General features: G+C 66.3%; 17 protein-coding genes. 7 read left to right on the forward strand and 10 right to left on the reverse strand.

What is annotated here, in order from left to right; genetic code table 11:
• Nucleotides 1–8 precede the first annotated feature (8 nt).
• A complete protein-coding gene (locus BDD16_RS21590; RefSeq protein WP_179635834.1) occupies nt 9–353 on the reverse strand; it encodes an H-NS histone family protein in 345 nt (114 codons plus the stop codon).
• Nucleotides 354–503: 150 nt separating this feature from the next.
• Entirely contained in the window at nt 504–1,472 is a 969-nt protein-coding gene (gene dusA, locus BDD16_RS21595) for a tRNA dihydrouridine(20/20a) synthase DusA (RefSeq protein ID WP_246332857.1), read from the reverse strand.
• Nucleotides 1,473–1,660: 188 nt separating this feature from the next.
• Between dusA and BDD16_RS21600 the strand changes: the two genes are divergently transcribed.
• On the forward strand, nt 1,661–2,725 hold the full coding sequence (locus BDD16_RS21600) for a DUF1839 family protein (protein ID WP_179635836.1): 1,065 nt from the start codon (nt 1,661–1,663) through the stop codon (nt 2,723–2,725).
• On the opposite strand, the gene BDD16_RS21605 is transcribed toward BDD16_RS21600, so the two are convergent.
• From BDD16_RS21605 to rimP, 8 genes are all read right to left on the reverse strand, one after another.
• Nucleotides 2,679–3,809: an enoyl-CoA hydratase/isomerase family protein gene (locus tag BDD16_RS21605; RefSeq protein WP_179635837.1), complete on the reverse strand. Its 1,131-nt coding sequence runs from the start codon at nt 3,807–3,809 to the stop codon at nt 2,679–2,681. The two genes, BDD16_RS21600 and BDD16_RS21605, sit on opposite strands and share 47 nt — an antisense overlap.
• 64 nt (nt 3,810–3,873) lie before the next feature.
• Nucleotides 3,874–4,764: a DMT family transporter gene (locus BDD16_RS21610; protein WP_179635838.1), complete on the reverse strand. Its 891-nt coding sequence runs from the start codon at nt 4,762–4,764 to the stop codon at nt 3,874–3,876.
• A gap of 70 nt (nt 4,765–4,834) precedes the next feature.
• Nucleotides 4,835–6,658 carry a translational GTPase TypA gene (gene typA, locus BDD16_RS21615; protein ID WP_179635839.1) on the reverse strand — a complete coding sequence of 608 codons (1,824 nt, stop codon included), beginning with the start codon at nt 6,656–6,658 and terminating at the stop codon, nt 4,835–4,837.
• A 34-nt stretch (nt 6,659–6,692) separates the two neighbouring features.
• Entirely contained in the window at nt 6,693–7,676 is a 984-nt protein-coding gene (truB, locus tag BDD16_RS21620; RefSeq protein ID WP_246332635.1) for a tRNA pseudouridine(55) synthase TruB, read from the reverse strand.
• The gene (gene rbfA, locus BDD16_RS21625) at nt 7,673–8,089 is read right to left on the reverse strand and encodes a 30S ribosome-binding factor RbfA (RefSeq protein ID WP_179635840.1); all 417 of its coding nucleotides are present in this window, start codon (nt 8,087–8,089) and stop codon (nt 7,673–7,675) included. Before rbfA ends, truB begins: the two co-directional genes overlap by 4 nt.
• 90 nt (nt 8,090–8,179) lie before the next feature.
• Nucleotides 8,180–11,494: a translation initiation factor IF-2 gene (infB, locus tag BDD16_RS21630; RefSeq protein WP_179635841.1), complete on the reverse strand. Its 3,315-nt coding sequence runs from the start codon at nt 11,492–11,494 to the stop codon at nt 8,180–8,182.
• 56 nt (nt 11,495–11,550) lie between these two features.
• The gene (nusA, locus tag BDD16_RS21635; RefSeq protein WP_179635842.1) at nt 11,551–13,029 is read right to left on the reverse strand and encodes a transcription termination factor NusA; all 1,479 of its coding nucleotides are present in this window, start codon (nt 13,027–13,029) and stop codon (nt 11,551–11,553) included.
• Nucleotides 13,026–13,574 carry a ribosome maturation factor RimP gene (gene rimP / locus BDD16_RS21640; protein WP_179635843.1) on the reverse strand — a complete coding sequence of 183 codons (549 nt, stop codon included), beginning with the start codon at nt 13,572–13,574 and terminating at the stop codon, nt 13,026–13,028. Before rimP ends, nusA begins: the two co-directional genes overlap by 4 nt.
• Before the next feature lie 291 nt (nt 13,575–13,865).
• Between rimP and fabI the strand changes: the two genes are divergently transcribed.
• From fabI to BDD16_RS21670, 6 genes are all read left to right on the forward strand, one after another.
• On the forward strand, nt 13,866–14,654 hold the full coding sequence (fabI, locus tag BDD16_RS21645; protein ID WP_179635844.1) for an enoyl-ACP reductase FabI: 789 nt from the start codon (nt 13,866–13,868) through the stop codon (nt 14,652–14,654).
• A gap of 22 nt (nt 14,655–14,676) precedes the next feature.
• Nucleotides 14,677–15,372 carry a response regulator transcription factor gene (locus tag BDD16_RS21650; RefSeq protein ID WP_179635845.1) on the forward strand — a complete coding sequence of 232 codons (696 nt, stop codon included), beginning with the start codon at nt 14,677–14,679 and terminating at the stop codon, nt 15,370–15,372.
• Between the two features lie 41 nt (nt 15,373–15,413).
• Nucleotides 15,414–16,895 (forward strand): sensor histidine kinase, encoded by a 1,482-nt coding sequence (locus tag BDD16_RS21655; RefSeq protein ID WP_179635846.1) that lies wholly within the window; start codon nt 15,414–15,416, stop codon nt 16,893–16,895.
• A 153-nt stretch (nt 16,896–17,048) separates the two neighbouring features.
• Nucleotides 17,049–18,302 carry an ABC transporter substrate-binding protein gene (locus BDD16_RS21660; RefSeq protein ID WP_246332636.1) on the forward strand — a complete coding sequence of 418 codons (1,254 nt, stop codon included), beginning with the start codon at nt 17,049–17,051 and terminating at the stop codon, nt 18,300–18,302.
• 84 nt (nt 18,303–18,386) lie between these two features.
• Entirely contained in the window at nt 18,387–19,274 is an 888-nt protein-coding gene (locus BDD16_RS21665; protein ID WP_179635848.1) for a carbohydrate ABC transporter permease, read from the forward strand.
• Nucleotides 19,275–19,298: 24 nt separating this feature from the next.
• Nucleotides 19,299–20,147, forward strand: coding sequence for a carbohydrate ABC transporter permease (locus BDD16_RS21670; protein WP_179635849.1), 849 nt, complete (start codon nt 19,299–19,301; stop codon nt 20,145–20,147).
• Nucleotides 20,148–20,157 lie beyond the last annotated feature (10 nt).

Here is a 20,157-nt window from a genome sequence, read left to right on the forward strand (position 1 = left end):
GCAGCGGCTCACTGCGCCGGTGCTTCGATCAGGAATTCGTCCTGCGTGCGGCCGCTTTCCAGCGCGGCCACCAGCCAGCGCGGCTTCAGTCCACGGCCGGTCCAGGTGGAGCCCGTCGACGGGTCACGGTATTTGGCGGCAACCTTGGAGGGTTCCTTGTCCGGATTGGCGGCCTTGCGTCCGGTGACGGTGAGGTCAGCCGCGGTGATGCCGTGCTGCGCCATCAGGGTCTTGATCTCGTTGATCACACCGGCACGCTGAGCCGACTGGAATTCAGCGATCGATTTCGCGATTTCCTGCTGCTGGCGCAGCAATGCGTCTTTCTGTGCGATCAGTTCCTGAAGTGTCGTCATGGCTGGAATTGGTTTTGAGTGAAGACAGAGCACATGCTCGGGGTGAAGTATGCCGCCTTTTTCCCAAGGCAAGTCCATCCATTCCATGAAAAAATATTAATCAATGGAATGAATGCACCGGCCACCGCCCTGCAAACACCAGAATGCGGTTTATTCCACAGTGACGGCCTGAAGCTCCACAGGATTCGGGCGCGACCGTGCATTGAATTGCCGGGCCAGTTCCGACGGGAGACTGGACTTGTGGCGGTGGTCCGACCAGTACTGGCGCCAGAGTCGCGCACCCCGCTCGCCATTCCAGAGCCCCAGTGCGTGGCGCATGGCGGTCGGCCAGGGCCGCCCTGCCTGGTGAATCCGGTCCAGATAATCGAACCACCGGGTTTCCACTGAATCACGGCCGTCGGCAGGACCCGTCTGGCCGAAAAACCGCGCATCCCACGCCGACATCATCCAGGGGTCGTGGTAGGCCTGCCGTCCCACCATCACGCCATCGACATGGGCCAGATGGGCGTCGATTTCATCATCACTGCGCACGCCGCCGTTGAGCACGATGGTCAGGTGCGGGAAGTCCTGCTTGAGCCGGTAGACCAGTTCCGGCCGCAGCGGCGGAATGTCGCGGTTTTCCTTGGGACTCAGCCCCTTCAGCCAGGCGTTGCGGGCGTGGACGATGAAAACAGTGCAACCGGCATCGGCCACGGTGCCGACAAAGTCCCGCACGAAATCGTAGCGTTCGACCTGGTCGATGCCGATGCGGTGCTTGACGGTCACGGGCAGGTCCACCGCGTCGCGCATGGCCTTCACGCCGTCGGCCACCAGTTGCGGCTCGGCCATCAGGCAGGCACCGAAAGCCCCCTTCTGCACCCGCTCGCTCGGGCAGCCGCAGTTCAGATTGACCTCGTCATAGCCCCACTGCTTCGCCAGCCGGGCACACGCGGCCAGATCGGCCGGCTCGCTGCCGCCAAGCTGCAGCGCGACGGGATGTTCGGCGGGGTCGAAATCGAGGTGCCGCGCCGCATCGCCATGCAGCAAGGCACCGGTCGTGACCATCTCGGTATAGAGGCGGGTCTGGCGGGTGAGCAGGCGGTGGAAGTAACGGCAGTGCCGATCGGTCCAGTCCAGCATCGGGGCCACGGACAGGCGCCATGGGGAATGCAGCGACACAGGAGACGGCGGGAATGTAGGGGCGGCAGGCGTATTCACCCGCCCATTATCCCGGGAGTCCGGCCGCCCGGCACTCGCCCACCGGAGACCCGCCGAGTCGTGCGAATTTAACGATTGCGACAATCTTTTACGCGATGTTACATTGAGGCATGCCATCCGCCCGACCGCTTTGCCTGATCACCGGCCTGGACCGTCTGGGCATCCCTCTCGCCTGGCCCGCACAGGACCGGATCTGGCCAGAAACCAACCGGTTCACGGACATCTGGCTGGGGGTGCTGTGCGCGCTGCGCCTGGAGCCTTCGGCCTGCCTGCCCTACACCCTGGCCGTGGACTTCCTCGATGACCAGTGGACCCAGTTCCGCCCGTCGCACGACGACCTCTACATGCTCTATGGCATCGAGGTGCAGACGCTCACGGTCTGGCGCCCCCTGATCGACCACCTGCACGAACAGCTCAGCGCGGGCCGGCTGGTGATCGTCGATGTGCCGGCGCGCAGCCTGCCGGATGGCGGCGGCGGGCTGCTGCATCCCCGCAGCGCGACCGAAACCATCGTCATCAACGAGATCGACACGGCGCAGGAACGCCTGGGCTGCTTCCACCGGACCGACTACCGGGTGCTGCAGGGAGCGGAGTACCGGCGGCTCCTGCACCCGGAATCCGACCCGGAATCGCAGACCCTGCTGGGCCGTGCCGAGGTCATCAACCTGCACAACCTGGTGCGACGCCCGCCCGACACGCTGCGCCACCTCTCGCACCAGTTGCTGGAAAAATACCTGCAGCGCGTGCCGACCCGCCACCCGTTGCGCCGCTGGAAGCGGCGCTTTGCCCACGAGATCACGCTCCTGATGTCCGGCGGCCCGACGCATTACCAGCACTGGGCCGACGCCGGACCGCACCAGCTCGGCGCCGCCTTCGAGCTCGCGGCGCTCTATCTGGTGTGGATCGCCGGCAGCACCAGCGGCTCGGCCCATCTGGTGCAGGCCGCCGATGCCTTCCGCCAGCTGAGCGTGCTGGCACGTGCGCTGCTGCTCAAGGGCGCACGGGCCGTGGTCAATGGCCAGCCCTTCAACGAGTACGCCCTGGTCGAGCGCATGACCCGCCACTGGAGCCGGGGCATGCAGTTGCTCGGCGCGGGCGAGATCGTGCTCGACACGCCCACCCTCCTGCTCAGACCAGCGCCCGCAGCGGATGGACGTGCGGCGGCCACGGACTGACGAAGAACGCCGCCACCATCGCCTCGGTCACGTCGGCGCAGTGCGCCGGGTTCCAGCGTGGCTGGTGGTCCTTGTCGATGACCAGCGCACGGATGCCCTCGACCGTCTCGCTGGCCGTGCCGGGCCGCAGGTGGAAACAGTGGCGCACGAGGTCGCGCTCCATGCGCAGGTCGTCGGCCAGCGTCATCGTGCGGGCGCGGCGGATCTGCGCCAGCGTCACCGCCAGCATCAGCGGCGAGCGCTTGTGCAGCGCGGCCAGCGTGTGGCGCGCGAACTCGCTCGCCTCGCCTGCCAGCGAGGCGGTGATGCCTGCCAGCGTCGGCTGGCTGAAATGCAGGTCGATGGCGTCGCGCCGGGCCGCCAGTGACGACGACCCGGGCGGCGATGCCACCGCATCGGCACAGGCGCGCACGGACTCGGCCGCCGACAGGTCGTCCGAGACGAGGCGGGCCAGCAGCGCCGGCAGGTCCGCGGCACGCACATGGACATCGGCCAGCCCGGCCTCGATCGCCTCCGCGGCACCGAGCGTCTCGCCCGTCATCGCCAGGTACTCACCGACATGCCCCGGACAGCGGGACAGGAACCAGCCCCCGCCCACGTCCGGGAACAGGCCGATGTGGGTTTCCGGCATCGCGAGCCGGCTGTGCTCGGTGACGATGCGCAGGCTCGCGCCCTGGCTGATGCCCATGCCGCCACCCATCGTGATGCCATCCATGACCGCGATGTAGGGTTTCGGATAGCGGTGAACGAGGTGGTTGAGCGCGTAGTCCTCGGTGAAGAAGTCCTCCAGACGGGGATCTCCGGCGAGAGCCGCCTGGTGAAAGAAACGGATGTCGCCGCCAGCACACAGGGCGGGCGGTTTTCCCTCACGGCCCTGCCCTTGCAGCACCACGGCCTGCACCGCCGGATCGCTCGCCCAGTGCAGGAGCACCGTGGTCAGGTCACGGACCATGGGCAGGGACAGGGCGTTGAGGGCGCCCGGACGGTTGAGCGTCAGGAAACCGACGGCACCGCGCACGTCGGCAAGCACGTGGCCGCCCGCGGTCAGGGCTGGCAGGGGACGGGACGTTGTATCGGCAGACATGTGGCAGATCCTCCTTCGATCGTGGAATTCTGCCGCAACCCGATCGACCGTCTGTTGTGCGCGATCAGGCCTGGACGCGGCGGCGCAGCGCAATGAGTTCGTTGCCGACCAGCGCCCCCAGCACAAGCGCGCCACCCGTCAGCGCCGTCGGGCCCGGCGCCTCGCCCGCACCCACCCAGGCCCAGAGCACGCCGAACACCACTTCCAGCAACCCGAGCAGCGCGATTTCGGGGGCGGGCAGGACACGCGTCAGGCCGACCACCAGCAGGCACGGCAGCGCGAGCTGGAACACGCCCAGTCCGGCCAGCAGCACCAGATCATGCAGGGACGCCTGCAGCGGCCAGGCCAGCGGCAAGGTGAACAGCGCCGAGAGCAGCGCGCCGATCAGCACCGCCGGCAGCATGTCCTGCGACTCGCCCGCCACTTCGCCGTGCGAGATGTGCTGCAGCACGGTGAAGTTGACCGCCGCCGCCAGCGGCACCGCCAGCGCCAGCGCCATGCCCAGCAGGCTGCGGGCGTCGGCCGCCTGCACCTCGTGGCCGAACATCCACGCGATGCCCGCCCCGGCCACCGCGATGGCCACCCAGGTGCGCACCGGCAACCGGTGGTGCAGGAACAGCCGCGCGAACAGCGCTGTCACCAGTGGCCCGATCGCCATGGTCACCAGCACATTGGCGACGCGGGTCATGGTCAGCGCGACCATGAAGGCCGTGAACATCACTGACCAGCACACGCCCGACACCCAGACCGCGCGCGGCGAGCGCAGCAGCCCGCGCCACAGGGCCGGTCCGCGCAGCACGGTGAGCGCGATCGCCAGCCCGAGCGCATTGAACGCGCTGCGCCAGAACGTGACCTCGAAACTCTGGGCCGCCTCCAGATGGCGGCTGACCACGCCGGCCGTGCTCCACAGCAGCGTGACCAGCACCATCAGCGACACCGCACGCGTGTGCGACATGGCAATCCTCTCGTCCATGAAAAAAGCCCCGGAGGCATTCCGGGGCTCGGCGCGACAAACGCTCAGGTGATCAGGCGCGGGCAGCGCGCTTGCGCTCGTGCTCGGCCAGGAAACGCTTGCGCAGGCGGATCGACTTCGGGGTGATCTCGACCAGCTCGTCGTCCTCGATGAACTCGACGCCGTATTCCAGCGACAGCTCGATCGGCGGCGTGATCTTCGTCGCGTCTTCCTTGCCAGAGACGCGGAAGTTGGTGAGCTGCTTGGTCCGCGTGGCGTTGACCACCAGATCGTTGTCGCGGCTGTGGATGCCGACGATCATGCCTTCGTAGACCGGATCGTTCGGCTTCACGAACATGCGGCCACGGTCGTCGAGCTTGCCCAGCGCGTAGGTGAAGATTTCACCGGCGTCCATCGAGATCAGCACGCCATTCTTGCGGCTGGCGATGTCGCCCTTGTGCGGCTCGTAGCCTTCGAAGATGTTGGCGATCAGGCCCGAACCACGGGTCAGGTTCAGGAACTCGTTCGAGAAGCCGATCAGGCCGCGCGCCGGAATGCGGTACTCCAGGCGCACGCGGCCACGGCCGTCCGGCACCATGTTGACCAGCTCGCCCTTGCGCTCGCCCAGCGCCTGCATCACGCCGCCCTGGTGCTGCTCTTCCACGTCGGCGGTGACCATCTCGATCGGCTCGCACTTCTCGCCGTTGATCTCCTGGAACACCACGCGCGGCTTCGACACGGCCAGCTCGTAGCCTTCGCGGCGCATGTTTTCCAGCAGGATGGTCAGGTGCAGTTCGCCCCGGCCCATCACCTCGAAGATGCCGTCTTCGTCGGTTTCCTTGACGCGCAGCGCGACGTTGGACTGGAGTTCCTTCTGCAGGCGGTCCCAGATCTGGCGGCTGGTGACGTACTTGCCTTCACGACCGGCCAGCGGGCTGGTGTTGACGCAGAAGTTCATCGTCAGCGTCGGCTCGTCGATCTTGAGCATCGGCAGCGGCGCCGGGTTGGCCGGATCGGTGATGGTCACCCCGATGCCGATGCCTTCGATGCCGTTGATCAGCACGATGTCGCCGGGGCCGGCTTCGGTGGTCTGCACACGGTCCAGGCCCTGGAAGGTCAGCACCTGGTTGATGCGGCCCTTGATGGTCTTGCCGTCCGGGCCTTCCATGACCAGCACGTCCATGGACGGCTTGATGGTGCCCTGGCTGACGCGACCCACGCCGATGCGGCCGACGAAGGTGGAGTAGTCGAGCGACGAGATCTGCAGCTGCAGCGGCGCGGTGGCGTCACCACTGTTGGCCGGCACGTGCTTGAGCACCGTGTTGAACAGGGCCGACATGTCGGGACCCCACTGCTCGCCCGGTGCGCCCTCTTCCAGCGACGCCCAGCCGTTGATGCCCGAGGCGTAGACGACGGGGAAGTCGAGCTGCTCGTCGGTGGCGCCCAGCTTGTCGAACAGATCGAACGCGGCGTTGATGACGGCATCCGGCTTCGCACCCGGCTTGTCGACCTTGTTGACCACGACGATCGGCTTCAGACCCAGCGCGAGCGCCTTCTTGGTCACGAAGCGCGTCTGCGGCATCGGGCCTTCCTGGGCGTCGATCAGCAGCACCACGCCGTCGACCATCGACAGTGCGCGCTCGACCTCGCCACCGAAGTCGGCGTGGCCCGGGGTGTCGACGATGTTGATGTGCGTGCCTTCCCAGCTCACCGCGCAGTTCTTGGCCAGGATGGTGATGCCGCGTTCTTTTTCGATCGCGTTGTTGTCCATCACGCAGTCGACGACCTTTTCATGGTCGGCGAAGGTGCCGCTCTGGCGCAGGAGTTGGTCCACCAGGGTGGTCTTGCCATGGTCGACGTGGGCGATGATGGCGATGTTGCGGATTTGCTTGGTCATGGGGTTGTACGCCAGGGGTGTGGCCGTTCGGGTTTCAGGACGGCTGCAGGGCCTGGACTTCAAGAGGGCTCAGGAGCCGATCGGCGATCAGCTCGCCGGCAGTGATGTGGGCGCTGCCCAGCAGGGCGCGACCGTCGGGACCATAGACACGCACGCGCTCGGCATCGGCTTGACCCGTGCGGCGGCGCATGCCCGAGAGGAAACGACCGGCGTCTTCAGGGCTCAGATGCACCGCCGGCCAGTCCGACAGCAGCACATCGACGGGCAGCACCCGTGCATCGCGTTCGGACTCGCTCATCGCCGTCAGGGCGTCGAGCGTGACCGATCCGCGCAGATCGACCGGACCGCTGGCGATGCGCCGCAGTCCGGACAGGTGGGCGCCACAGCCAAGCGCTTCACCGATGTCCTCGGCGAGCGTGCGGATGTAGGTGCCCTTGGTGCAGAGCACATCGATCACCAGCGTTTCCGGCCGGTCAGCCTGCCACGCGATGATGTCGATGCGGTGAATCGTCACCTGCCGTGGCTGGCGCTCGATGGTGATGCCGGCGCGGGCGTACTCGTAGAGCGCCTTGCCGTTGTGCTTGAGCGCCGACTGCATCGGCGGCAGCTGCGAGATCGGGCCCGTGAAACGCGCGCAGGCCGCGTCGATCAGCGCACGGTCCACCTGCACCGGACGCTCCTCGATCACCTCGCCTTCGCGGTCGCCGCCCACGGTGCGCTGACCCAGGTGCAGCGTCGCCCGGTAGCCCTTGTCGGCCTCCAGGCTCACCTGCGAGAACTTGGTCGCCGCACCGAAGCAGATCGGCAGCAGGCCGGTCGCCAGCGGGTCGAGCGTGCCGGTATGCCCCGCCTTTTCGGCACGGAACAGGCGCTTGACCTTCTGCAAGGCGTCGTTGCTCGACAGGCCGATGGGCTTGTCGAGCAGCAGCACGCCATGCACCGCGCGGCGCTGGATGCGCACGCGGGGCGGCATCGGGGCCACCACGCCGGCAGCCACCGGGGTCACGTCGGCACTCATCGGCTTGCGTCGTCTTTCGGTTCGGCATCGACCGCAGCGTCCACCGGCGCGTCATCCGGAACACGCTGCGAATTGGCCAGGGTGATCAGCGCGCTCAGCTCCGCCGCACGTTCGGTGGTGCGGTCGAAATGGAAGTGCAGCGTCGGCACGGTGTGGATCTGCAGCCGCTTGAACAGGCCGTTGCGCAGGAAACCCGCCGCCTCGTTGAGCGCCACTTCGGTCTCGCCGGCTTCACCGGTCAGCACCGAGAACCGGATGCGGGCATGCGCATAGTCCGGCGTGATGTCCACGGCGCTGATCGTGACCATGCCGATGCGCGGATCCTTGAGGTCGCGGATCAGCTCGGCCACATCGCGCTGGATCTGGTCGGCCACCCGGAAGCTGCGGTTGGGAATGGAACGCTTGTGTCGCATGGATATCGCATCGGAGCCCATGGCAATGAGCCACGGAAAAACAACGAGGCCCCGACACAGCGTCGGGGCCCGGAACGCAGGAGCGAAGCCTTACAGCGTACGCGCCACTTCCTTGATCTCGAAGAACTCCAGCTGGTCGCCTTCAGCGATGTCGGTGTAGTTCTTGAGCTTGATACCGCACTCGAAGCCTTCCTTGACTTCCTTCACATCGTCCTTCAGGCGGCGGATCGAATCGACTTCGCCGGTGTAGATGACGATGTTCTGGCGCAGCAGGCGGAACTTGCAGCTGCGACGCACCAGACCGGAAGTGACCATCGAGCCCGCAATGGTACCAATCTTGGTCGCCACGAACACGGTGCGGATTTCCGCCGTGCCGATGACCTCTTCGCGCTGCTCCGGAGCCAGCATCCCCGACATGGCGGCTTTGATCTCGTCGACCGCGTCGTAGATGATGTTGTAGTAGCGCAGATCGACACCGTTGTTGTCGGCGAGCTTGCGCGCACCGGCATCTGCCCGGGTGTTGAAGCCGATGATGACGGCCTTCGAGGCGATCGCCAGATTGACGTCCGACTCGCTGATGCCGCCCACCGCCGCGTGCACGATCTGGACCTTGACCTCGTCGGTCGACAGCTTGAGCAGCGAGGTGGCCAGAGCCTCCTGCGAACCCTGCACGTCGGCCTTGATGATCAGCGGCAGCATCTGCGCCGCGCCCTGGCCCATGCCTTCGAAGATGTTCTCGAGCTTGGCAGCCTGGCGCTTGTTCAGGTTGACTTCGCGGTACTTGCCCTGGCGGAAGGTGGCGATTTCACGGGCACGGCGTTCGTCCGCCAGCACCATGAATTCGTCGCCGGCCGACGGCACTTCGGTCAGACCCTGGATTTCCACCGGGATGGACGGACCAGCTTCCTGGCATGCCTTGCCGTTCTCGTCGAGCATGGCACGCACGCGGCCATAGCTCTGGCCTGCCAGCACGGCATCGCCGCGCTTGAGCGTGCCGGACTGGATCAGCACCGTCGCGACCGGGCCGCGGCCCTTGTCCAGACGGGCTTCGATCACGAGACCCTTGGCGAGTGCCACGACCGGTGCACGCAGCTCCAGCACTTCCGCCTGCAGCAGCACCTGCTCCAGCAGGGCGTCGATGCCCTGGCCCGTCTTGGCCGACACCAGGCAGAACGGCGCTTCACCGCCGAACTCTTCCGGAATCACGCCCTCGGCAACCAGTTCGCTCTTGACGCGCTCGAGGTTCGAATCGGGCTTGTCGATCTTGTTGATCGCGACCACGATCGGCACCCCTGCCGCCTTGGCGTGGTGGATGGCTTCCTTGGTCTGCGGCATCACGCCGTCGTCCGCCGCCACCACCAGGATGACGATGTCCGTGGCCTTGGCACCACGGGCACGCATGGCGGTGAACGCCTCGTGACCCGGGGTATCCAGGAAGGTGACCACGCCACGCTCGGTTTCCACATGGTAGGCACCGATGTGCTGCGTGATGCCCCCGGCTTCGCCCATGGCCACACGGGTGGTGCGAATGTAGTCGAGCAGCGAGGTCTTGCCGTGGTCGACGTGACCCATGACGGTGACCACCGGAGGACGCGGCAGCGCCTCGCCGGCTTCCGACGCGTTTTCCTCTTCGAGGAACGCATCCGGATCGTCCAGCTTGGCGGCAAACGCCTTGTGGCCCATTTCCTCGACGAGGATCATGGCCGTTTCCTGGTCGAGCTGCTGGTTGATGGTGACCATCTGACCCAGCTTCATCAACTGCTTGATGACCTCGGACGCCTTGACCGACATCTTGTGCGCCAGATCGGCCACCGAGATGGTTTCGGGCACATGGACCTCATGGACCTGGGCCTCGACTTGCGGTGCGAAACGCTCGTTGCTGTTGTCGTTGCGCTCGCCGCGACGTCCACCCGAACGACCGGCCGGCGCACGCCAGCCCGTACCACCACCAGGACGCGGCGGCTCGGCACGGCCCTTGGCGGCAGCCGAGCGCTTCTTGGCGGCGTCATCGGCCCAGCTGGAGGACAGCTTCTCGGACTTGACAGCCTTCTTGTCACCGGGCTTGTCACCCGGCTTGGCAGCGGTCGCCGCCGTACCCGGCGCACCAGGCGTTCCGGGCTTCGGACGGTGGATCGTGCCCTTGATGCCATCCTTGCCTGCAGCCGCCGCAGCGGGCGCCACCGGGGCGGGCTTCGGCTCTTCGGGCTTCTTGGCGACCAGGACCTTGCTCTTGCGCGACATCATGTCGCGAATGGCTGCAGCCTCGGCCTCGGCGGCCTTGCGGCGACGGTCTTGCTCGATCTGTCGCTGGGCATCGCCTGCAACGGCATCAGCCGCCTTGACGACACGCGCACCGGCACCCGGCAATGACGGGGCCTGGACTCCGCGCACGGGCGTCACCGCAGCGGGCGCCTGCGTCGGAGCCACACCACGCGGCGGCACCGGCATCGGCACCCCCGGGGCACGCACGGCCACCGGCGGCGCAGCCTTTTCGGCGACCACCACAGGCGCAGCGACCGGTGCAGCCTCGACCGCCACCGGCGCCGATGCCACGACCACCACCGCGGGCGCGGGTTCCACCACCGCAGCAGCCGGAGCGACCGCCACCGGCGCCGCGGCACCGCGACGGGCACCCGCCGGGCCATTGCCACGGCGACGGGAATCCGCAGCGGCATTGAGGGCCGCGACTTCAGCCGCCGCACGGGCCTGCGCCTCGGCACGGGTCCGGGCATGGGCTTCGCGCGCCGCGGCCTCCTTGGCGGCCTGCGCCTGAGCGGCCATATCGGCCTCGCTCACCACGGCAGCGGCCTGGGCACGGGCAGCAGCTTCACGCGCTGCAGCCTCGCGGGCAGCCGCCTCGGCGGCCGCGATGCGGGCAGCTTCGGCAGCAGCAGCCTCGGCCGCCGCACGCTCGGCAGCTTCCTGACGCGCACGGATCTCCTGTGCCTGACGCTCTGCCTCGGCAGCAGCAGCAGCAGCGACCTCGGCCTGACGGCGCGCCTCGGCTTCGAGATCGACGCCGCTGACTTCGACTGCGGGAGACTCGACTTCTTCCACCTCGCCAGAGGTCAGCGCATCCGACGCCGCAGCACCCGAGACGAAGTCATCACGCTTGACGAAGGTGCGCTTCTTGCGCACTTCCACCTGGATCGTGCGGGCCTTGCCCGAGGCATCTGCCTGCTTGATCTCGCTGGTGGACTTCTTGGTCAGCGTGATCTTCTTGCGATCTCCGCCAACCGTGCCGTGCGAGGTGCGAAGGTAGGCCAGCAGGCGTTCCTTGTCTGCCTCGGTCAAGGGATCCAGATCGGAACCCTTGCTCACGCCGGCGTGTTGAAGTTGCTCGAGCACAGTCGATACCGAACTTTTGAGTTCGGCAGCGAACTGGGCAACGGTGGTCACAGCCATGTGTTTGTTTCCTTGGGACGTGCGTCGTGTGCGGTCGGATCGGACAGAGTGAGCGTTCAGGCGGTGAACCAGTGTTCACGGGCCTTCATGATCAGGGCCTTGGCCGCCGCTTCGTCGATGCCCGTCATCTCGGTCAGTTCGTCCACTGCGAGATCAGCAAGATCATCGCGGGTGTGAACGCCGCCCTCGGACAGCTTCGCGACCAGTTCGGGGGTCACCCCCTCCACGTCGCGCAGATCCTGAGTGACTTCCTCGACGCGCTCTTCCTTGGCGATTTCCATCGTCAACAGCACGTTCTTGGCGCGGGTCCGCAATTCCTGCACCGTCTCTTCGTCAAAGGATTCGATCTCCAGCATCTCCTGAATCGGCACATAGGCCACTTCTTCGAGACTGGTGAAACCTTCGGCGATCAGGATGTCGGCAACCTCTTCATCCACGTCGAGCCTGTCGACGAAGAGCTTGCGGATGCCGTCGCTCTCCTGAGCCTGCTTGGCCACCGATTCCTCGGCGGTCATGATGTTGATGCGCCAGCCGGTCAGCTCGGAAGCGAGCCGCACGTTCTGGCCGCCGCGGCCGATGGCGATGGCGAGGTTTTCCTCGTCCACCACCACGTCCATGGCGTGTTTCTCTTCGTCCACCACGATGGACTGGACGTTCGCCGGCGCCAGCGCGCCGATGACGAACTGCGCCGGGTCTTCCGACCAGAGCACGATGTCCACACGTTCGCCAGCGAGCTCGTTGGTCACGCCATTGACCCGCGAGCCGCGCACGCCGACACAGGTGCCGATGGGATCCACCCGCTTGTCGTAGGACACGACGGCGATCTTGGCGCGCGAACCCGGGTCACGGGCGCAGCTCTTGATCTCCAGCAGACCCTGTTCGATCTCGGGCACTTCCTGGCGGAACAGCTCGATCATGAACGATGGCGCCGAACGCGACAGCACGATCTGCGGCCCGCGCAGCGTCGGGTCGATCTCGATCATCATGGCCCGCACGCGGTCGCCGCTGCGCAGGTTTTCCTTCGGGATCAGTTCGCTGCGCTTCAGGCGCCCTTCGACACGGCCGCTCTCGATGACGAGATCGCCCTTGTCGAGCCGCTTGACCGTGCCAGTGAAGATCTTGTCGCCACGCGACAGGAAATCGTTCAGCAGTTGCTCGCGCTCCGCGTCACGGATCTTCTGCAGGATGACCTGCTTGGCGGCCTGCGCACCGATGCGACCGATCGGCACCGACTCGACCGACTCCTCGAGGTAGTCGCCCACGTCGATGTCGTCGATCTGCTCCTTGGCCTCGAAGTGCAGGATCTCGGCTTCGGCCTGCTGCAGGCCCGCCTCGTCCGGCACCACGTGCCAGCGGCGGAAGGTCTCGTAGGCACCCGATTCGCGATCGATCGCGACACGGATGTCGACTTCGCCCTCATAGAGTTTCTTGGTGGCCGATGCCAGTGCCAGTTCGACGGCACCAAACACGACTTCACGATCCACGTTCTTCTCACGCGAGATCGCATCCACCAGCATCAACAGTTCGCGGTTCATTCTTCGTGACCTCCGGATTCCTGTGTCGCCCCGCCCGCAGCCGCATCTCGCCGGCTGCCTCGCTTGAAATCCACCACCGGGACCAGCCGGGCATCACGGACTTCATCGAGCACAAACCCGAGCACATGGCTTTCCTTGCCTTCCTGGAAAACCAGCTCGAGACCTGCAGCAGGGTCATCGCCCACCACGCGCAAGGCGCCGCGGTATTTCTTGCGCCCCTGGAAAACCACCTTGAGCGTCAGATCGATCTCCGATCCGGCATACCGCACAAAGTCGTCCAGCCGCCTGAGCGGCCGATCCAGACCCGGGGAAGACACTTCGAGCCGCTCGTAGTCGCAACCCTCCACTTCCAGCACACGCTGGAGCTGGCGGGTCACCTGCTCGCAATCTTCCACGGTAATGAATTCGCCCGGCCCGGTCGGATAGACGACGCCGGGCGTCCGGTCGATATAGACGCACAGCAACCCGCGGAGGCCACGCTCGCAATCCACGAGGTCGTAGCCCAATCCGGTCACGGTACGTTCGACAGCCTGCTGCCAGTTCATCAATGCAGTACAAACGGCAGCCTCTTAGCCACGCAACCACGCCAGAACACCCCTTGGAGGTGCCTCACGTCGTCACGCCAGCCGGCTGCCGCGCTCCTTCCGGTGCCTTGCGGCGGTTCAAGCAAAAAAAATGGGCTGGATTCCTCCGCCCATTCAGCGTTTTAGCGAAAACACGATGATACCCGACGCAGGCCCCGCGGGCAACCACTGCACACCGGCCCCTCTGGTGCGTGCGAGAATCCGTTGTTTCGATCACTGATCACCAACTGATCCACATCTCTCGGAGAGTTCATGGGTTTTCTCGCAGGCAAGCGCCTTCTGATCACGGGCCTGTTGTCGAACCGCTCGATCGCCTATGGCATCGCGAAGGCATGCCACCGCGAAGGCGCCGAACTCGCATTCAGCTACGTCGGCGAACGCTTCAAGGACCGCACCACCGAATTCGCCCAGGAATTCGGCTCTTCGCTGATTCACGACTGCGATGTCGGCAGCGACGAGCAGATCCAGCAGATGTTCGATGACCTCGGCCAGGCCTGGCCGGAAGGCTTCGACGGCTTCGTGCACTCGATCGGCTTCGCGCCGCGCGAGTGCATCGCCGGCGAACTCCTCGACGGACTGAGCCGCGAAGCCTTCCGCATCGCGCACGACATCTCGGCCTACAGTTTCCCTGCGATGGCCAAGGCGGCCCTGCCCCACCTGCGCGAGCGCAGCGCGCTGCTGACGCTGAGCTACCTGGGTGCCGCGCGGGTCGTCCCGCACTACAACACCATGGGTCTGGCGAAGGCCTCGCTCGAAGCCAGCGTGCGCTATCTGGCGGCCAACCTGGGTCCGCAGGGCATCCGCGTCAACGGCATCTCGGCGGGTCCGATCAAGACGCTGGCCGCCAGCGGCATCAAGGACTTCGGCAAGCTGATGAACATCTTCACGCAGAACGCCCCGCTGCGCCGCCTGGTGACCATCGACGACGTGGGCAACGTCGCCGCCTTCCTGCTGTCAGATCTGGCCGCCGGCATGACCGCGGAGATCACCTATGTCGATGGCGGATTCAGCCACGTCATGGTCGGCTCGTCCGACGCCTGAACCACACCGGCCGGCCCACCCCATGCGCGCCCTGCTCGCTGAAGACGACGCCATCCTCGCCGATGCACTGTGTGCCAACCTGCGCGCGGCGGGCTTCGATGTCGAGGTCGCCGACAACGGTGCCGTGGCGGAGTACCTGCTGACACGGCAGGCCTTCGACGTCGGCATCATCGACATCGGCCTGCCGCTGGTCGACGGGCTGACGGTGGTGCAGCGGGTGCGGGTCACCAAACCGGGCCTGCCGCTGCTCATCCTCACGGCGCTGGACGGCCTGCACAACCGGGTCGCCGGACTGAACGCCGGGGCGGACGACTACCTGACCAAACCGTTCGACTTCCCTGAACTCGAAGCACGCATCCGCGCCGTGCTGCGCCGCAGCCAGCCACCACCTCCGGCAGGCACGCCCGCCGAGCCGACCGATGCGCTGATGGTCGGCCAGCTCCAGTTCGACCGCGATGCCCGGCGGGTGACGATCGCCGGCCAGCCGGTGGACCTCTCGCCACGCGAGTGGCTGCTGCTGGAACTGCTCCTGAGCCAGCGCCGCAAGGTCATCACCAAGGAGCAGATCGCGCAGGCCTGGTCCACCGATGTCTCCGAAAGTGGCGGCCCCAGCTCGCTGGAGGTCTACATCCACCGCCTGCGCCGCAAGCTCGAAGGCTCGGGCGTGGGCATCCGGACCGTGCGCGGGCTGGGCTACCTGCTCGAAACACAGGACTGAACGCCAGCGGTGTGCCTGCATCGCGGCGACACTGCGCGGCCATGCTGAACCTGCTTCAACCCCTGCTCAACCGACTGCCGGTGGTCTCGCCCGGCAGCCGCTCGCTACGCCGCCACCTGCTGGCCTGGCTGCTGCTGCCGCAACTCGTGCTGTGGCTGGCGGCCGCAGCCGTGACCTACAACGTGGCCGTGCGCTACGCCGACCGGGCCAACGACCACGGGCTCTACCTGTCCTCGCGCGCGCTGGCGCGACAGGTCAAGCCGATCGACAGCGGCCTGTTCGTCGACTTCCCGCGCGCCGCCAAGGACATCATCGAGGCCGACCCGGACGACCGCGTCTACTACATGGTCAGCAGCCCGCCAGGCGAGTTCATCCTGGGCAACCACAAGCTGCCGCCCCCCCACCAGGCCGTCACGCTGCGCCCGGACCGACCGACGTTCTACGACGGCCAGGTCGAGTCGCCGGACGGCATGGTGCAGGTGCGCGTGGCCGCCATCCTGCTGGACTACGGGGACCCGAACCAGCAGCGCCAGATGATGGTCCAGGTCGCCAAGAGCCGTGTCAGCCGCGAAGCGCTGGCACGCGACATCCTCATCGACACGGTGCTGCCCCTGTCGCTGCTGGTGCTGGCCATGTCCGGGCTGGTCTGGGCCGGTGTGCGCACGGGGCTGGCGCCGCTGGCACGGCTGCGTGAAGCGGTCAGTGGCCGCGGACCGAACGATCTGGCACCGATCGAGCTGCACTCGGCCCCCGAGGAAGTGCGCGACCTCGCCGCGGCCGTCAACACGCTCCTGGCGGCCGTGCATGCCTCGGTGGTCGAGCAGCGGCGCTTCATCAGCGACGCGGCCCACCAGCTGCGCACGCCGCTGGCCGGGCTGAAGAGCCAGTCCGAACTGGCCCTGAAAGAGACCATCGACCCCGCACTGCGCGCACGGCTGGAGATGGTGCGCGAAAGCGCCACGCGCAGCGCCCACCTCGTCACCCAGCTGCTCACGCTCGCGCGGGCCGAGCCGGAGTCGCTGGCCACGCTCGGCCGCAGCCGCTTCGACCTGCGCCGGCTGGTGCAGGACCTCACGGCCGAGCTGGTCCCCCGCGCCCTGAACGACGGCATCGACCTCGGACTGGACGACGACGGGCACAGCGATGACCTGCCGGAACCGGCGGTGACGATCGAAGGCAACGCGCTGTTAATCCGTGAAGCCATCGTTAATGTGATCGACAACGCCATCCGCTACGCCGGACGGGGCAGCGAGATCACCGTGCGGGTGCGCGAGGAGCCGGCCATCGACAGCGATCAGCCGCACATGGCGGTGGTCGAGGTCGATGACACCGGCCCCGGCCTGCCAACACAGATGCACACGCAGGTCTTCGACCGCTTCTTTCGTGGCACGAACGAGGGCCGTGGCTGCGGCCTCGGCCTGGCCATCGTGAAGGAGATCGTCGAGCGGCACCGGGGGCGGGTCCGTGTGGCCTCCCGGCTGCCGCGGGGGCTGCGGGTGGAGATCCGGCTGCCGGCCACCTAGCCTGGGACAGAAGCAGGAGCAGGAGCAGGGCTGCGGCCCGAAGTTCCTTCAGGGATTTCACCTACTGTTAATTTTTTAAATCTTTATTAATCTTCGGACTCGTTCACACCCTCACCACTGATTGAATCCGGAGTGCATATGAAAAAGATGGAGATGACCCGCCGCCACGCGCGCACCCTGCTGGCTGTTGCAGCCGGTCTGACGATGGCCGGCCTGTCCCAGGCGGGCGAAGTCGAAGTGCTGCACTGGTGGACGTCGGGTGGCGAAGCCAAGGCCGCCTCCGCACTGAAGGCCACGCTGCAAGGCAAGGGCCACACCTGGAAAGACTTCGCGGTGGCCGGTGGTGGTGGTGACTCGGCCATGACGGTGCTGAAGTCGCGCGTCGTGTCGGGCAATGCGCCGGCCGCGGCCCAGATCAAGGGCCCGTCGCTGCAAGAGTGGGCCGCCGAAGGCGTGCTGGCCAACATCGACGACGTGGCCAAGGCCGAGAAGTGGGACAGCCTGCTGCCCCCGGTGGTCGCCAACGTCATGAAGTACAAGGGCAACTACATCGCCGCCCCGGTGAATGTCCACCGCGTGAACTGGCTGTGGGCCAACCCGGAAGCCTTCAAGAAGGCCGGCGCCAAGGTGCCGACCAGCTGGGACGAGTTCTTCGTCGCCGCCGACAAGCTGAAGGCCGCGGGCATCATCCCGATCGCCCACGGTGGCCAGAACTGGCAGGACTTCACCACGTTCGAAAGCGTCGCGCTGGGCGTCGGTGGTGCCGAGTTCTACAAGAAGGCCCTGGTGCAGCTGGACCAGGCCTCGCTGAAGAGCCCGACCATGGAAAAAGTGCTGACCACCTTCAAGAAGGTCCACAGCTACACCGACAAGAACGCCCCGGGCCGTGACTGGAACCTGGCGACCGCGATGGTCATCAAGGGTGAAGCCGGCATGCAGCTGATGGGCGACTGGGCCAAGGGCGAGTTCATCGCCGCCGGCAAGGCACCGGGCAAGGACTTCGTCTGCGCCGCCGCCCCCGGCACCGCCAAGTCCTTCACCTTCAACGTCGACTCGTTCGCGATGTTCAAGCTGAAGAACGACGCCAACGTCAAGGCCCAGAAGGACCTGGCCGCCGCGATCATGTCCACCGACTTCCAGGAAGTGTTCAACCTGAACAAGGGCTCGATCCCGGTTCGCCTGAACATGGACCTGGCCAAGTTCGACGACTGCGCCAAGCTGTCGTCCAAGGACTTCGTGGACACCGCCAAGACCGGCGCGCTGGTGCCGTCCGTCGCCCACGGCATGGCCGTTCCGTCGGCAGCCGCCGGCGCGATCCAGGACGCTGTCAGCCAGTACTGGAACAGCGACAAGATGACGGCCGCTGAAGCCATGGCCAAGATCGCCACGGCCGCCCAGACCAAGTAAGCACGCCCGGCACTCGCTGCCACGGCAACCCGAGCCACCGGCCTGAAAACCGGTGGCTTTGTTTTCACTCGCGGGACTCACGACATGGCCTCCCCCAGCGCTGCTGCGCGCCTGGATCACTGGCTGCCCCGGATCGTTCTGGCGCCCAGTTTCATCCTCTCGTTTCTCTTCATCTACGGCCTGATCGCCTGGAACGGCTACCTGTCGGTATCCGCTTCGCGACTGCTGCCCAATTACGAATATGTCGGCTTCCAGCAGTACGTGACGCTGTTCGCGTCCGAGCGCTGGATGGTCGCGCTGAAAAATCTCGGCATCTTCTCGACGCTGTTCATCGGCTGCTCGATGGCGGTCGGCCTGCTGCTGGCGATCCTGCTGGACCAGAAGATCCGCGTCGAAGGCGTGCTGCGCACGGTGTACCTCTACCCGATGGCGCTGAGCTTCATCGTCACCGGCACCGCCTGGAAGTGGATCCTGAACCCTGGCCTGGGCATCGAGCACCTGATGCACCAGTGGGGCTTCGAGAACTTCACCTTCGACTGGCTGGTCAACCCGGACTACGCGATCTACACCGTCGTCATCGCCGGCGTCTGGCAGAGCGCGGGCTTCGTGATGGCGCTGTTCCTGGCCGGCCTGCGCGGCATCGACGACTCGATCATCAAGGCAGCGCAGATCGACGGCGCGACGCTGCCGCAGGTCTACTGGCGCATCATCATCCCGAGCATGCGACCGGTGTTCTTCAGCACGCTGATGGTGCTGGCGCACATCGCGATCAAGAGCTTCGACCTGGTGATGGCGCTGACGGCAGGCGGCCCGGGCTTCGCGACCGACGTGCCCGCGACCTTCATGTACACGATGGCCTTCACCCGCGGCCAGATCGGACTGGGCGCCGCGTCCGCCACCGTGATGCTGGCGACCGTCGCAGCGATCGTCGTGCCCTACCTTTACAGCGAACTGCGCTCGCAACGCCGCTGAGGCGACGGGAAACGAGGACTCACCATGAAACACGTTCACCGTCTCATCATCTGGTCGCTGCTCGCGCTGTTCGCGGCCTTCTTCCTGCTGCCGTTCTACGTCATGCTGGCCACCTCGCTCAAGGACATGAGCGAGATCCGCGGCGGCAGCCTGCTGTCGCTGCCGGCGGGGCTGAACTTCGCCGCCTGGGGCAAGGCGTGGTCCACCGCCTGTACCGGCACCGACTGCGGCGGCCTGCAGCCCTACTTCTGGAACTCGATGACGATGATCATCCCGGCCGTGCTCATCTCGACCACGCTCGGGGCACTCAACGGCTACGTGCTGACGAAGTGGCGCTTCAAGGGCAGCGAGCTGTTCTTCTCGCTGATGCTGTTCGGCGTGTTCATGCCGCTGCAGGTCGTGCTGCTGCCGATGTCGCAGGTGCTGGGCTGGATCGGGCTGTCGGACTCGGTGTGGGGCCTCGTCTGCGTGCACGTGCTGATGGGCCTGGCATCGACCACGCTGTTCTTCCGCAACTACTACCTGGGCCTGCCGGACGAGCTGATCAAGGCGGCGATGCTGGACGGCGCGGGCTTCTTCCGCATCTTCTGGCGCATCGTGCTGCCGCTGTCCGCACCGATCCTGGTCGTGACGGTGATCTGGCAGTTCACCAACATCTGGAACGACTTCCTGTTCGGGGTCGTCTTCTCCGGCGCGGACTCCAAGCCGATCACGGTGGGCCTGAACAACCTGGCCAACACCTCCAGCTCGGTCAAGGAATACAACGTCGACATGGCCGCCGCGATGATCGCCGCGCTGCCGACGCTGTTCGTCTACGTCGTCGCTGGCAAGTATTTCGTGCGTGGCCTGACCGCCGGCGCCGTCAAGGGTTAAGAGGATCTAT

This window comes from Sphaerotilus montanus (genome assembly GCF_013410775.1).
Taxonomy (GTDB): domain Bacteria; phylum Pseudomonadota; class Gammaproteobacteria; order Burkholderiales; family Burkholderiaceae_C; genus Sphaerotilus; species Sphaerotilus montanus.

Excerpts from the sequence above, each read along its gene's own strand:
- dusA (WP_246332857.1), bottom strand. The coding sequence starts at position 1,472 with ATGCTGGACTGGACCGATCGGCACTGCCGTTACTTCCACCGCCTGCTC.
- BDD16_RS21600 (WP_179635836.1), top strand. The coding sequence starts at position 1,661 with ATGCCATCCGCCCGACCGCTTTGCCTGATCACCGGCCTGGACCGTCTG.
- BDD16_RS21655 (WP_179635846.1), top strand. The coding sequence starts at position 15,414 with ATGCTGAACCTGCTTCAACCCCTGCTCAACCGACTGCCGGTGGTCTCG.
- BDD16_RS21605 (WP_179635837.1), bottom strand. The coding sequence starts at position 3,809 with ATGTCTGCCGATACAACGTCCCGTCCCCTGCCAGCCCTGACCGCGGGC.
- BDD16_RS21650 (WP_179635845.1), top strand. The coding sequence starts at position 14,677 with ATGCGCGCCCTGCTCGCTGAAGACGACGCCATCCTCGCCGATGCACTG.
- BDD16_RS21665 (WP_179635848.1), top strand. The coding sequence starts at position 18,387 with ATGGCCTCCCCCAGCGCTGCTGCGCGCCTGGATCACTGGCTGCCCCGG.
- rbfA (WP_179635840.1), bottom strand. The coding sequence starts at position 8,089 with ATGCGACACAAGCGTTCCATTCCCAACCGCAGCTTCCGGGTGGCCGAC.
- rimP (WP_179635843.1), bottom strand. The coding sequence starts at position 13,574 with ATGAACTGGCAGCAGGCTGTCGAACGTACCGTGACCGGATTGGGCTAC.
- BDD16_RS21590 (WP_179635834.1), bottom strand. The coding sequence starts at position 353 with ATGACGACACTTCAGGAACTGATCGCACAGAAAGACGCATTGCTGCGC.
- BDD16_RS21610 (WP_179635838.1), bottom strand. The coding sequence starts at position 4,764 with ATGTCGCACACGCGTGCGGTGTCGCTGATGGTGCTGGTCACGCTGCTG.
- infB (WP_179635841.1), bottom strand. The coding sequence starts at position 11,494 with ATGGCTGTGACCACCGTTGCCCAGTTCGCTGCCGAACTCAAAAGTTCG.
- nusA (WP_179635842.1), bottom strand. The coding sequence starts at position 13,029 with ATGAACCGCGAACTGTTGATGCTGGTGGATGCGATCTCGCGTGAGAAG.
- typA (WP_179635839.1), bottom strand. The coding sequence starts at position 6,658 with ATGACCAAGCAAATCCGCAACATCGCCATCATCGCCCACGTCGACCAT.
- fabI (WP_179635844.1), top strand. The coding sequence starts at position 13,866 with ATGGGTTTTCTCGCAGGCAAGCGCCTTCTGATCACGGGCCTGTTGTCG.
- truB (WP_246332635.1), bottom strand. The coding sequence starts at position 7,676 with ATGAGTGCCGACGTGACCCCGGTGGCTGCCGGCGTGGTGGCCCCGATG.
- BDD16_RS21660 (WP_246332636.1), top strand. The coding sequence starts at position 17,049 with ATGACCCGCCGCCACGCGCGCACCCTGCTGGCTGTTGCAGCCGGTCTG.
- BDD16_RS21670 (WP_179635849.1), top strand. The coding sequence starts at position 19,299 with ATGAAACACGTTCACCGTCTCATCATCTGGTCGCTGCTCGCGCTGTTC.